This window comes from Aminithiophilus ramosus (assembly GCF_018069705.1).
GTDB lineage: Bacteria > Synergistota > Synergistia > Synergistales > Aminithiophilaceae > Aminithiophilus > Aminithiophilus ramosus.
The window spans coordinates 235,235-248,436 of sequence record NZ_CP072943.1 but is presented as its reverse complement, the minus strand read 5'-3'; the positions used below and the strand labels follow the sequence as shown (position 1 = coordinate 248,436).

The 13,202-nt window shown below is 64.1% G+C and carries 9 protein-coding genes; all 9 read right to left on the bottom strand.

Translation table 11 applies throughout. The annotated features are described in order from the left end of the window. Positions 1-355: 355 nt before the first annotated feature. Positions 356-955, bottom strand: coding sequence for a class I SAM-dependent methyltransferase (locus KAR29_RS01010; RefSeq protein WP_274373799.1), 600 nt, complete (start codon positions 953-955; stop codon positions 356-358). A 76-nt stretch (positions 956-1,031) separates the two neighbouring features. Further along, on the bottom strand, positions 1,032-1,502 hold the full coding sequence (locus KAR29_RS01005; RefSeq protein WP_274373798.1) for a MarR family winged helix-turn-helix transcriptional regulator: 471 nt from the start codon (positions 1,500-1,502) through the stop codon (positions 1,032-1,034). Positions 1,503-1,998: 496 nt separating this feature from the next. Next, a complete protein-coding gene (locus KAR29_RS01000) occupies positions 1,999-5,046 on the bottom strand; it encodes an efflux RND transporter permease subunit (RefSeq protein ID WP_274373797.1) in 3,048 nt (1,015 codons plus the stop codon). Positions 5,047-5,055: 9 nt separating this feature from the next. Next, positions 5,056-6,192: an efflux RND transporter periplasmic adaptor subunit gene (locus KAR29_RS00995; RefSeq protein ID WP_274373796.1), complete on the bottom strand. Its 1,137-nt coding sequence runs from the start codon at positions 6,190-6,192 to the stop codon at positions 5,056-5,058. Beyond that, positions 6,189-6,854 carry a TetR/AcrR family transcriptional regulator gene (locus KAR29_RS00990; protein ID WP_274373795.1) on the bottom strand — a complete coding sequence of 222 codons (666 nt, stop codon included), beginning with the start codon at positions 6,852-6,854 and terminating at the stop codon, positions 6,189-6,191. Before KAR29_RS00990 ends, KAR29_RS00995 begins: the two co-directional genes overlap by 4 nt. A 426-nt stretch (positions 6,855-7,280) precedes the next feature. Further along, complete coding sequence (locus KAR29_RS00985) at positions 7,281-8,456, bottom strand: iron-containing alcohol dehydrogenase family protein (protein ID WP_274373794.1); 1,176 nt, start codon at positions 8,454-8,456, stop codon at positions 7,281-7,283. Between the two features lie 22 nt (positions 8,457-8,478). Then, on the bottom strand, positions 8,479-10,383 hold the full coding sequence (locus KAR29_RS00980; RefSeq protein WP_274373793.1) for a TRAP transporter permease: 1,905 nt from the start codon (positions 10,381-10,383) through the stop codon (positions 8,479-8,481). Between the two features lie 319 nt (positions 10,384-10,702). Then, positions 10,703-11,689 carry a TAXI family TRAP transporter solute-binding subunit gene (locus KAR29_RS00975; RefSeq protein WP_274373792.1) on the bottom strand — a complete coding sequence of 329 codons (987 nt, stop codon included), beginning with the start codon at positions 11,687-11,689 and terminating at the stop codon, positions 10,703-10,705. Between the two features lie 85 nt (positions 11,690-11,774). Next, the gene (locus tag KAR29_RS00970; protein WP_274373791.1) at positions 11,775-13,187 is read right to left on the bottom strand and encodes an aldehyde dehydrogenase family protein; all 1,413 of its coding nucleotides are present in this window, start codon (positions 13,185-13,187) and stop codon (positions 11,775-11,777) included. Positions 13,188-13,202: the final 15 nt, after the last annotated feature.

The window sequence follows — 13,202 nt, the reverse complement described above, 5'->3', positions numbered from 1 at the left end:
ACACCTTTTGCCCTGCCCGAAAAGCGCCGTCGGGAGAGAAGGGCCGAATCCGTTTAGCCGCTATACCTTTGAAGGGACAAAGACCTCCTGCCCCTCGTCGCCTCAAGCGGCGAGGAGATCTCCATGCAGACCGTCGGCCAAGGCCGGATTTCAGGAAAAAACCGTCCCGAGCGGCAGGGGCCGCAAGACGGGGAGGACCCGTTCCGAAAAACCTTCGGCGACCGGAATCACCGAGGCTCCGGAGCCCCGTTACGCCCTCCGATCCCCTCCGGGGGCCGCCGTGGCGAAGAGGGATGCCTCCCGGACGGCGAGGGGTGAAAGGGTAGGGGACCTTTGCGGAAGAGCTGGCGGCGGGCTATGGAATTGATGTAGCCGTCCTCCTCGGGAAGAAGTCCCTGTTCGCGACAGAGTCGGGGGTAGACGTTGTTCCAGTTGTCTTTGTTCCTCTCACCCCAGCAGCAGAGGGGAAACCAGACGACGCCCCAGAACCCCAGGCGGGGCCGGCTCCAGTCGACGAGAAGGAAGAGCCCCCCTCTTTCAGGACCCGGGCCACCTCGGCGACGGTTCCCCGGCGGACCGGAGGCGGCGTCTCGTGAAGGGCCATGGAGGTCATGACGAGATCGAAGTGGCCGTCGGGAAAGGGCAGCTCGTCCATGGAGCCCTGGAGAAAGGTCACCGGACAGGTCGAGGGATCGACTTTCGTCCGGCCATGGGCCAGCTGCTCCTCGGAAAGGTCGATGCCCCAGATCCGGGCCTCCCCGTGGGCTCGGGAGGCCAGAAGGACCGTCATGGGTCCCGGGCCGCAGCCCAGGTCGAGGGCCCTCTCCCCCGCCCCGAGGGCCAGCGGTCCCAGGGCCTTTCTGTAGAAGGGAGCCTTCATGCCGAAAAGGGCCGCGAACCGATCGTAGCGGGCCCCCCCGAAAAATCCCGTGAAGGCCCGTCCCTTGCCGCTCATGGCCTCCTCCCCTCTTCTTTCGGCACGGGAAGTTCAGAGGCTATACGTTTAGCAACTATATGGATCGACAAAAAGATCACTCCTTCACGGTCGAAAATCTGTCCAGGGCACGCGTCAGCCTCGAGATGAAATCCTGCAGGAAGGCCCGCTCCTCGGCCGTGGCCTCCTGCAGAAGGCCTTCGACGAGGTCGTCGAAGTCGCGGTGAGCCCTCTCGTGGAGGGCGTAGGCCTTCTCCCCCTTGGCCGTCAGGGAGAGGACGACGCGGGCCCGGTTGGCGGGATCGCGGTCCTTGACGATCATCCCCTTCTCCTCCAGCTTCTTGACGAGCTGGGAGACGGCCCCCTTCGTCACGCCCAGCCTGTCGGCCAGGGCCGTGAGGTGGGCCTCCGGATGTTCCCTGATGGCCTTGACCATGTGGATTTCGGCGATGAAAAGGGGCTCGTCCGTCCCGTAGGTGTGGGTCTTCCGCTCCAGCTCCTGGAGGCGGACGATGACGAAAAGAAGGCCGTAGCTGATTCTCGTCTGGGAGTTCGGCGTTATTTTCATGGCGCAATAGTATAGCCCCTATACGCTTTCGTCAAGCCTCCGCGACAAACGTCTCTCGGCGCCAACGTCCGCCTCGGCGTGGCTCCGAGCGGGAACCGTCCTCCCCCAGCCGCTTCTGCTGTCTGCCGGAGTTCGCTCCCTTGCCGCTCGCGGCCGGAAGCGGTCGCGAGCCCCGCGAAGAGGCGAGGCCTCCCGGGCCGTAAGGCTTCCGGAACACAGGGGCTCTTTCCGGCGCCGGTGGCTTTCCCCATACGATCGGCGGCTGTGCCGACCTTCGCCGCAAGGGGAGAACAACCTCTCTCCTGACGGTTTTCGCCCCCTTGCGGCGGGAAAGGGCCCCTTGCGGCGCTTCGTCTAGGAATCCGTCGGGCTTGGACTGACTCGTCGATCAACAGCCGTCATGCTATCCAAAAGAGATTCCTTGCTCTTGAAGCCAGGCTTTAAGTCTCATGGGTCCGGCCGAATCAACCTTTTTGCAGACAAGCCCGACAGACGCCTAGAGGGCCGAGTCGTCGACGGCGACGCGGAAGGCGAGGCGGTAGAGGACGGGGACGACGATGAGGGTGAGGAAGGTGCCCCCGAAGAGGCCGCCCATGATGGTCACGGCCATTCCGGCATAGAGGGGATCGGTGAGGAGGGGGATCACGCCCAGGATCGTCGTCCCGGCGGCCATGGTGACGGGACGGAGACGGCTCACGGCCGAGTCGAGAATGGCCCCGTAGGGGGCCTTCCCCTCGGCCCGGTCCAGCTCGATCTGGTCGATGAGGACGATGGCGTTTTTGATGAGCATGCCCGAAAGGCCGAGAAAACCGACGATGGCGATGAAGCCGAAGGGCTGCCCCGTGAGGAGGAAGGCGACGACGACGCCGATGGTCGAGAGGGGGACGGTGAGGAAGACGATGAGGGGACGGCGGACGGAGTCGAAAAGGACGATGAGGATGAAGAACATGGCGCCCAGGAAGAAGGGGAAGGATTTCATCAGAGGCCTCTGGGCATCCTGCGAGTCGGCATACTCGCCGGCCCACTCCATGGAGTAGCCCGGAGGGATAGGGATCGCCTCGATGGCCTCCCTCAGCTCGCGGCGCAAAGGCTCGGCGAGGCCGACGACGGGATTGGCCTGAAGGGTGACGGTCCTCTGCCTGTTGCGACGCTTGACGAGAGGATCTTCCCAGACCCTTTCGACGGAGGAGACGACCTGCCCTAGGGGGACATAGGCCCCCGCCGCGCCGCTCCAGACCTGGACGTCCTCGATCTGCTCCGCCGATAGACGCTCCTCCTCGACGGGACGGGCCACGATGGGGATCAGCTCCGTCCCCTCCCGGTAGATTCCGGCGACGGTGCCGTTGAAGGTCCACTGAAGGGCCCCCGCCAGGTCATAGCGGCTCGTTCCGGCCCTGCGGGCCCGACTCTCGGAGAACTGGGGCCTGACGACGAAGAGGGGGTGACGCCAGTCGGTCCGGATGTCGCGGGCACCTCCGTGGGAGCGCATGACGGCCTCGCCACGGCGGGCCAGATCCTTGAGGACCGCCGCGTCGGGCCCCCTGAAGCGGACCTCCACCGTGTAGGGTTTCGAGGGGCCCGTCATGATGCGGCTGCAGTAGATCGCTTCGCCGGGGAAGGAGCCTTTGATCTGTCTTTCGACGGCGAGGACGAGCTCGTCGATCCGACGGTAGTCGTCGGCTTCGACGAGAAGCTGGCCGTAGCTGGCGTTGGGGCTTTCGTAGTTGTAGGTCAGGACGTAGCGGAGAGAGCCTTCGCCGACGAAGGTGGCGACGTTGCGCACCCCGTCGAGGCCGAGGACGAAGGACTCGAGCTCCTCCATGGTCCGCGACGTGGCCTCGATGGTCGTCCCCTGGGGTTTCCAGACGTTGACGTAGAAATAGGGCTGCGTCGAGGGGGGGAAGAACGAGAGGGGTATCGTGCCGAAGGCGACGACGGAGAGGACGAAAAGGACGACGATGACGGCCACGGACAGGGGCGCCCTCTTCAGGCAGAGATGGACGAGGCGCCGGTAGATCCGGTAGAAGGGCCTGTCGTAGGGATCGACCGTCCCCTCTCTGTCGGGGACTTTGAGGAAGAGCACGCAGAGGAGAGGCGTCGCCGTCACGGCCAGAACCCAGCTGAAGGAGAGGGAGAGGGCCATGACATGAAAGAGAGAGCGGCAGAACTCGCCCACGTCTCCCGGAGCGAAGCCGACGGAGCCGAAGGCGAGGATGGCCACGGCCGTCGCGCCCAGGAGGGGCCACTGGGTCTCTTTGACGACGTCGCAGGCCGCAGCCTCGCGGCTCTGGCCCCGCTCGACGCGGACGAGGATGCCGTCGGCGACGACGATGGCGTTGTCGACGAGCATGCCCAGGGCCAGGACGAGGGCCCCAAGGGAGACCTTCTGGAGCTCGATGCCCATGAGGAACATGCCGACGAGAGTCGTCAGGATGGTGAGGATGAGGATGAAGCCGATGAGGAGGCCGCTCTGCCAGCCCATGAAGAGCATGAGAAGCCCCACGACGATGGCCACCGATTCGAGGAGATTGACGATGAACTGATTGACGGACCGGACGACCATGTCGCTCTGGTAGTAGACGGGAACGAGCTCCATGCCGACGGGGCGGGAAGCCTCCAGCTCGGCGAGCCTCTCCCTGACGGCCTTGCCCATCTCGACGACGTTGCCGCCGGCGACGGTGGAGATGCCCAGGCCGATGGCGGGCCTTCCGTCGAAGCGCATCAGGTTCCTGGGGGGATCGACGTAGCCCCGAGAGAGGGTCGCCACGTCGCCGAGGCGGACGAGCCCCCCTTCGCCGCCGATGAGGATGTCGCCGACGGCCTCCTCGGCGGCGAAGTCGCCCGTCGGCGTGACGCGGGTGCGAAGATCGCCCAAGTCGACGTTGCCGCTCTCGCGGACCAGGTTCTGCGACGACAGGATCTGGCCGATCCGGTCGGGCGAGAGGCCCAGCTCGGCCAGGCGGGAGCGGCGGAACTCGACGTAGAGGCGCTCCTGCTGGGTGCCCCAGAAATCGATCTTGGCCACGTCGCGGCAGAGGAGGAGCTCCTTTTTCAGCTCCTCGGCGTAGTCCTTGAGCTGGGCGTAGCTGTACCCCTCGCCGGTGACGGCGAAAAGAAGGCCGTAGACGTCGCCGAAATCGTCGTAGACCTGCGAGGGACCGGCGCCGGGAGGAAGCGTGACCTGGGCGTCACCCACCTTGCGGCGCAGCTCGTCCCAGACCTGAGGAAGAGCCGACGCCTCGTAGCGATCCTTCATGTCGACGAAGACGACGGAGAGCCCCTCCTGAGAGGTGGAATAGACCCGTTTGACCTGCTCCATGGACTGGATGGCCTCCTCGACGACGTCGGAGACCTCCTCTTCCACCTCCTGAGGCGAGGCGCCGGGATAGGTCGTCAGGACCATGGCCGTCTTGATGGTGAAGGCGGGGTATTCCAGGCGGCCCAGCCCCCGGTAGGAGGCGATTCCCGCCCCGACGAGGAGCAGGGTGAGGACGATCATGGTCGTCCTCCTTTTCAGCGCGAAGACGGCGGGGTTGAAGGACATGGCCCGGCCTCAGCGCGAGAGGGGGCGAAGTTTCATGCCCTCGACGATGAAGGCCGGTCCGGCCGCCACGACCCGCTCGTTTCCGGAGAGACCCTTCACGACGGAGACCCGGTCCCGGCCGACGAGCCCGCCCGTCTCGACGACGCGCTTCGACGCCGTCGACGTCCGGTCATCGAAGACCCAGAGGGCCTCTCGCCCCTCCTCGTCGGAGAAGAGGGCGCCCACGGGGACGGAAAGACGGTCGTCGCCTGCCGCCTGCCAGAGAAGCTCTCCCGTCATCCCCGGCAGGACCTGTCCCTCGCTGGGGGCGGCCAGGGAGAAGGTGACGGCGTAGGTCCGCGTCACCCTGTCGGGGGCGGCGCTCCATTCCTTGAGCCGGGCCGTGAAGGCCCGGCCCGGGAGGGCCGAGAACTCGACGAGGGCCTCCCGTCCCGGGACGAGGTCCTTGCGGACCATCTCGTCCTCGGGCACTTCGGCCCTGACGTCGAGGCTGGAGATGTCGAGCAGGGTGAGGACGACCTGGCCGGCGGCGACCATCTCGTGGTTGTCGACGGTCTTCGCGGCGACGATGCCGTCGAAGGGGGCCAGGAGACGGACGTCGGCGAGCTGGTGACGGGCGATGCGGAGGCGGCTCTCGATGTCCCGGACCGAGGCGGCGGACGTATCGTGGGCGCTGACGGCCCCGTCGAAGGCGGCCTGGGCGATGACCCCCTCGGCCAGAAGGGGCCTGGCCCGATCCAGGTCGAGACGGGCCTTTTCGAGGGCCGCCCTGGCGCCCGCGAGCTGAGCCTCGAGGACGCGGATGGCGTCGTCGTAGTCGCGGCGGTCGATCTCCATGAGAAGATCGCCGCGGCGGACCCGGTCGCCGGGCTGTACGGGAACGGCCACGAGGGGACCGGCGACGCGGAAGGAGAGGGGGGCCTCCTTGGAGGCCCGGACCGTGGCCGGGTAGCGCCGACCTCCCGACGAGGCCCCGCGGACCGCCTCGATCGCCGCGGGACGGGGCTCGGCGGCAAGGGCCCTCAGCTCGGCCTCGGCCCCTCCAGCGGCCGAACCGACCCGGCGCACCACCAGAAAGAAGGCCACGGCAGCCAGAACGAGGACCACGATAAGGAACAGGAGTTTCAGTCCTTTTGCCATCTTCATCGGTTCCTTTCGCCTCCGTCGCAGGGCAGCCCGAAATAACGCTGCGTCTGCCAGACGATCCGGTCCTCCAGCTTGGCCAGGTAGGCCGTTCCGTAGCCGTCGAGGCCCATCCGATCGAGAATGACGTCCATGTAGTCGGCGTGGAAATAGATGGGCATGGCGACGAGAAAGGAATGGAGAAGGGGCTCTTCCTCCGTCAGGCCGGGATCGATGGCCCGGAAGAGGCCTTCTGCGGCACACAGCCAGGGATCGACGACCTTCTCGACGACGAAGTCCCGGAGAGGGCCGGCCTTGCGCAGGACCTGGTAGACGACCCGACAGGCCCAGGCCGGCTCGCCGTCGCGGAAAAGGGCCTCGATCATGGCATGGACGAAGATCCGCAGGGCCCGGGCCCTCCCCGCGGCCGTGGCGAGGAGGGGCTCGTAGACGGCCACGACGTCGGCGAGGACCTCCTCCCTCATGGGCTTCGTCGCCTCGAGGAGGACAGCCTCGAAGAGGTTCCCCTTGCCGCCGAAGTGGTAGTGGATGCTCCCGGCGTTCTCCCCGGCCCTCGTGGCGACGGCCCGCGTCGAGACGCTGGAGAAGCCCACCTCGGCGGCGAGCTCCCCTGCCGCCTCGATGAGAGCCCGCCGCGTCCCCTCCCCCGTCGAATAGGTCGTCATGGGTAAAACCTCCATTTTTAGTCGTTTGACTAAATCTATCCGATCGGCCTGCTTTAGTCAAGTGGCCTGTTTTGCCCCGATCCACAGGCAAAACCAGGATGGACGTCCATCGGTCCGGCCAGGAGGGGTCTGTAAGGCGAAACGGTCGCCTCGAACCCGCACCTGCGAGGGGATTTGAACGGACCTCCCATCCGCGGATCCGACGGAGTTCGTCTTGAAAGACCTGCTGATTCGGGTTTGCTTCCCCTCCGACGGAGCGAGCCGAAACCCCAGGGGGGGTTTCGGCTCGCTCCGTCGAAAAAAGAGTTCCTTTCCGAAAGGCCTGTCCGTCGCGACGAGGGAAGAGAGCGAAGGAGCACCTCCCGACAGAGCCCCCGGCAGGATCTGGGCCTGAGGCTCCCTGGAGGACCCGACCCCGGCGTTGCCTCAGGGAGCCAGGGTCAGGAAGATCCTCCGGACCTCGTCGTACGAGGGCGTGACGGGATTGGACCTCATCGCCGCGTCGCTCATGGCGTTCTTCGTCATGCTGTCGAGTTTTTCCATGAAGAGGGCGCGGTCCATTCCCAGCTGCTCGATCGTCCTCGGCAGCCCGAGACGATCGAGCAGCTCCCTCCAGAGGGCGATCAGCCCCTCCAGGGCCCCCTCGTCGCTGACGGCCGCCAGGCCCAGATAACGGGCGATTTCGGCGTATTCGGCGAGGCGCGCCCCGGCGTTGAGCCTGATGACGGCTTCGAGCATGACGGCGACGGAAACGCCGTGGGCGACGGGGCCCAGAGAGGAGAGCTGTTTCCCCACGCCGTGGGAGGCGCCCGATCCCCGGCCGGCGAGGGCCAGGCCGCCCAGGGTGGCCGCGATCTGCAGCTCTCCCCGGTAGCGCAGGTCGCCCGGGTCTTCCATGACTTTGGGAAGATAGGACAGGACCTTCCTCATGCCTTCGAGGGCGAAGGGATCGGTGAAGGCGTTCTTCGGCCTGGCGCAGACGTAGGCTTCCATCGCGTGGACGAAGGCGTCGATGGCCGTGGAGACCGTCACCGACGGAGGCATGGAGAGGGTGAAACGGGGATCGAGAAGGACGTAGTCGGGGATCAGCTGGTAATCGGCGATGCCCCTTTTCACCAGAGGCGTCCGGGGATCTTCCGACGGGACGCAGAGGACGCCGATGGGCGTCACCTCCGAGCCGGTGCCGCTCGTGGTGGGGATGGCGACGAAACGGGCCTTGCGGCGCAAAGGGGGCAGGTTGAAGCGGTCGAAAAGCTCGGCGTCGGTGATGTGAGGGTGCTCGTAGTAGACCTCCATGACCTTGACGGCGTCGATCACCGAACCGCCGCCGACGGCGACGATCAGATCGGGCTCGTGTTCGATGAGGCAGCGGGCCCTATCTTTCACGAAGGCCAGAGTCGGCTCTTTGCCCTCCCCGAAATAGCGCCAGCACTGGACCCCCTTCTCCTTCCAGAGGCTCTCCATGCGCTCCATGAGGTCCGGGTTGCAGCGGTCGAAAATTTCGTCGACGAAGGTCACGACCCTCCGCACGTCGAGAGAGGCGAGAAAATCCAGCGAATCCTCTCCGAAAAGGATCTTTCTGGGAAGATGGGTCTGCAACATGATCGATGGCTCCTTTCTCCGTCTAGCTCAGGGCCTGGGCCCTTCGACTCTTTCTCCGGTAGACCTGCATCGCGACGGCGACGAGGGCCGAACCGATGCCGATGCCGTCCGTCAGAGCTCCGGGATTGACGAGACAGAGACCTCCCAGAGAGAAGAGGATCCTCTCGACTGCCGTGGCCGGCAGGAGGAAATAGCCCATGCCCCCTACGGCCAGGGCGAAAATGCCGACGGCCGATGTAACGGAAAGGACGACGATCTCCTCGGGCGTTCCGACCAGAAGCAGGGCCGGGGAGAAAAGGAACATGAAGGGGACGAGATAGGCCCCAACGCTCAGCCGCATGGCGACCCAGGCCGTTTTGAGCCAGTTCGCCCCGGCGATGGCGGCGCCGATGTAGACGGTCCCGCAGACCGGCGGCGTGATGCCGGCGAAGATCGAGTAGTAGAAGATGAAGAAGTGGGCGGCGATGGGGGAGACGCCCACGGCCACAAGGGCGGGAGCCATGACGGCCGAGGAGACGAGGTAGGCCGCCACTGTAGGAAGCCCCATGCCGAGGAACATGGTGCCGATCATGGCACAGAGGCCCGAAAGGAGGATGTTGTTGCGCCCCAGGGCCACGATGATGTTGGTGAACTTGATGCCGACTCCCGTCAGGCCGATCATGGCCAGCAGCACCTGAGCGCAGGCGATGAGGGCCAGGACGGGGAGCATGTCCCGGGAGGCGTCGGCCAGCCCCTCCAGGAGGACCCGGACCCTCGTCGGAGCCTCTCGGGGCTCGGAGAGGAGATAGAGGACGACGGCCGCCGCGAGGGCTCGCAGCGCGCAGGTCGACGGCGTGTAGCCGGCGAAGAAATAGTAGATGAGGACGAAGATCGGCAGAAAGATGGGGGCGGAGTTCTTGTAGTGGAGGATGTCCCGTATATGGGGGATTTCGCTTTCGGGAAGCCCTCTGTACCCCATCCTTTTGGATTCATAGTGGATGGAAGCCAGGACGCCGAAGTAGAAGAGGGCCGAAGGGATGATGGCCGCCAGAGCGAGCTTGCTGTAGGACATGCCGAGGGTCTCGGCCATGATGAAGGCCGCCGCCCCCATGATGGGCGGCATGATCTGCCCTCCCGACGACGCCGACGATTCGACGCCTCCGGCAAATTCGGGAGCGTAGCCCAGGCGCTTCATCAAAGGGATGGTGAAGGCTCCCGTCGTCGCCACGTTGGCGGCGGCGCTCCCCGAGATCATGCCGAAAAGGCCGCTCGATACGGTGGCCAGCTTCGCCGCCCCGCCGAAGGAGGAGCCGGTGGACCAACAGGCGATGTCCATGAAGGCCTTCCCTCCGCCCGTCGCGAACAGCACGGCGCCGAAAATCATGAAAATGGCGATGATCGAAGCCGAGATACCGGTCACGAGACCCCACAATCCCCTGTCCGAATAAAAAAGAATTTCAGCGACATATTCCAAACTGATTCCGTTATGACGCCATATCCCAGGAAAATATTTACCATATAGCGCATAAAACACGAAAAAAAGAGCCATAACAGGGATAGCCCATCCAATAAGTTTTCTTGTTATATTTAGAATAACTAAAGTAAATAATAGCGCCACATAAATGTCTTTATTGGTTATTTCAAACAAGGGATCCATGATTCTATCGAAACTTGACGTCAAATAGACAACAGCAAAAACAGAAAAAAGAGCCATAGCAACGTCAACAATGATAGACATCTTTGTCCTGGTTGAGATTTTTTCTGAATTAATTTTCTTACTTATGGAAAGCAACGAAAAGAGAACTACGCCTCCGCCGACATGGATGGATCTCTGTATGATGTTTTGAAAGACCCCAAAGATACCCGTATACAGATGAAAACAGGCAAAAGCTATCGCGAAAATCTGGATAATCAAATTGAACCCCGTCCAGTGACCCTCTTTTCTCACGTTCTCTCCCCCTCAATGTGGTCTGTCGAAGGCAGGCAGATCCCCTCTTCCTAACCCATCGGGCTATCCGTCGCGGAGATGGTGCCGGCACGAAAGGGCGCTTTCGGGCATCGCGAAGCTCCAGGGGAGGCGTCGGGAAGAAAGGGCGCGGCGCCTCGGGAGGGAAATCGGCCGAGAGGCGCGGCAGACCTTCATCGCGGCTCTGCCCCTCACCTCGCGGCCGGTCCCCTGCGGGCGGAGAGGGCTCTTCCTGTGGGACACGAAGAGCCCTCTTTTTCCCTCGGGCCTTTCCCGACGGCTCGATAGGGTGGCCGTCGCGTCAGTTCGCCTTGTACTCGGGAGGGATCTGCTCCGGGCGAGGTTCGATGCCGATCTCCCGGAAATAGCGGATCACTCCGGGGTGGAGCCAGCAGACGGAGTCAGCCGTCAGATCGAGCACGTCGTGGCCTCTGATGCCGGCATAGGTGGCCGCGATCTGCTCCCTGTTCTCGTAGAGGGCCTTGAAAATGCGGTAGACGACCTCTTCGGGCAGACTGGCCGCAACGCTTACGCCGAAACGCTCGCCGACGACGGAGACATCCCCCTCCTGGGCATAGACGGAGGCCGGTACGGTGAAGAAGCCGTAGGCGGGGAAGAGTTCCTTGAAGACCTTCTTCTCCTCCTCGTTGAAACCGAGAATGCGGACGGGACGGGACGTGGCGACATCCTGAATGGCCGAATCGGGGACGGTCGTCGCCGTGGCCTTGGAGAAACCGACGATGCGCCGATCCTTCATCGCCTCCACGGCGTCTCCGGTGCTGGAGGGGACGAACTGGGGCCTGATTCCAAAGGCGGGGAGGGCCCTGTAGTAGAGGATTTCGGAAACGCTCCCCTTCAGTCCGGGACTGAAGGGCTTGCCGTCGAGGCCGGACAGGTCTTTGATGCCGCTCTCCTCCGTGACGGCGACGACATAGGCCAGAGGATGAGCCACGAAGAGCATGCGAGGCTCCTTCATCAGGCGGTTCTCGTAGATGCCCGTGCCCGTCTGGGCCATGTGGATGTTGCAGTCCGAGGCCTGGCCGAACTGGAGCTCGCCCCGCTCCATTCCTTTGAAGTTGTCTCCCGTTCCTCCCGTCTCGACGACGGTGACGTGAACGTCGTCGAGGACCCGGTTGACGACGTCGGCCATGGCGACGTTCATGGGGTAGAGCCCCGAAGAGGCGCTCGTCGAGCCCCACATGAGATTGAGTTTTTCGGCCGAAGCGCTTCCTGCGGCGACACAGCCGAACACCAGCGCGAGACCGACGATACGACGCATCTTTTTCATCAGAAGACCTCCCTTCCTGTCGGGGATGCCCCGTGCGGACATCCCGCCAGCGGACCTCGACGCGACGGCTTAGAGAAAACCCCCCTCACCGATCCATCTCGGGATCGTAGAATTCGCCGAACAGCTCCTCGGGAGAGGGCATGTCGGCCGGAATGGGATGGGCGACCCAGGTCGTGTTCATGTAATGTTTGAGACAGATGTTTTCGGAGATGATGTTGCCGCCCCAGGTCCCGCAACCCAGGCTGGACGTCATGGGCATCCCGTTGTTGGCCGATCCGGCGTTGGCCTTGGACTGAGGCTGCCGCACCATGATCCGGCTCACGGGAGCGGCCATGGCGAGGCGGTGGATGTGATCGTCGTCGAAGGAGTAGATCCCGCAGGAATGGCCCTTCCCGCCCACCTCGTAGATCCCGCGCATCATGTCCAGGGCGTTCTCGAACTCGCCCTCGTAGCGGTGCACGGCCAGGAGGGTCGTCAGCTTTTCGCCCGAGAAGAAATGCTCTTTGCCGATGCCGTCTCCCAGGACGAAGATGAACTTCCTGTCCTCGGCGATGGAGAAACCGGCGGCCTCGGCCAGCCTCTGGGGCGAGATGGCGACCGTGTCGGCCAGACGATGTCCCTCATTGTCCCACATGACCTGTCGGAGCCTCTCCCGCTCCTCGGAAGAGGCGAAATAGCCGCCTTCCACCTCGAGCTGTTTCAGGACGGCCTCGTAGATTTTGTCGGAGACGATGAGATTGCCGTCGGCGGAACATCCCGATCCGTAGTCGGAGGTCTTGCTCAGCATCGTGTTGTGACAGGCCTCGATCACGTCGGCCGTCTCATCGTAAATCATCGTCGAGTTGCCGGCGCCGGAGCCGTAGGCGGGCGTGCCCGAACTGTAGGCCGACTTGACCATGGGACGTCCGCCCGTGGCGATCACCAGATCGGCCCGGGCCATGAGCTCCTGAGTCATGGGAATGGAAGGCAACGTGATACACTGGAGAATATCGGCGGGGGCACCCTCCCGCTCCAGAGCCTCCCTCATGATGCGGACGCTCTCGAAGGTCGTCCTCTTCGACCGGGGGTGAGGGGAGAAGATCACCACATCGCGGGCCTTGATGGCGTAGACGGCCTGCCCTCCCGGCGTGAGGTCGGGGTTTGTCGTGGGGACGAGAGAGGCGATGAGGCCGGCCGGCTTGGCGTACTTCACGATGCCCTTCTCGGGAAGCTCTTCGATGATCCCCACGCTCTTCTGCCTGAGGGCGTCGCGGAGGATGCCCCGGATTTTGAAGCGCTTGCCCTGACGGGAAAGAGGATCGCCCAGGCCGCTCTCCTCGATGCCCTGTTCGACGAGGGCAAGGAAGGTCCTCTTGTTGGAGATCGCCCAGGCCACGGCCTGGCAGAGACGATCCACTCGCGCCTGATCGTAGGTCTCGATGACCTTCTGAGCGGCCCTCGCCTTCGCGATGAGCCCATCGAGTTCCTGCAGCTGTTCTTCCGTGATTTCCCTGGCCATTTCGAGGTCCTCTCC

Bases quoted from the DNA above. Each gene is read 5' to 3' on its own strand.
- KAR29_RS00990 (WP_274373795.1), bottom strand. From the start codon at position 6,854: ATGACGACCTATTCGACGGGGGAGGGGACGCGGCGGGCTCTCATCGAG.
- KAR29_RS00995 (WP_274373796.1), bottom strand. From the start codon at position 6,192: ATGAAGATGGCAAAAGGACTGAAACTCCTGTTCCTTATCGTGGTCCTC.
- KAR29_RS01000 (WP_274373797.1), bottom strand. From the start codon at position 5,046: ATGTCCTTCAACCCCGCCGTCTTCGCGCTGAAAAGGAGGACGACCATG.
- KAR29_RS01010 (WP_274373799.1), bottom strand. From the start codon at position 955: ATGAGCGGCAAGGGACGGGCCTTCACGGGATTTTTCGGGGGGGCCCGC.
- KAR29_RS01005 (WP_274373798.1), bottom strand. From the start codon at position 1,502: ATGAAAATAACGCCGAACTCCCAGACGAGAATCAGCTACGGCCTTCTT.
- KAR29_RS00985 (WP_274373794.1), bottom strand. From the start codon at position 8,456: ATGTTGCAGACCCATCTTCCCAGAAAGATCCTTTTCGGAGAGGATTCG.
- KAR29_RS00970 (WP_274373791.1), bottom strand. From the start codon at position 13,187: ATGGCCAGGGAAATCACGGAAGAACAGCTGCAGGAACTCGATGGGCTC.
- KAR29_RS00975 (WP_274373792.1), bottom strand. From the start codon at position 11,689: ATGAAAAAGATGCGTCGTATCGTCGGTCTCGCGCTGGTGTTCGGCTGT.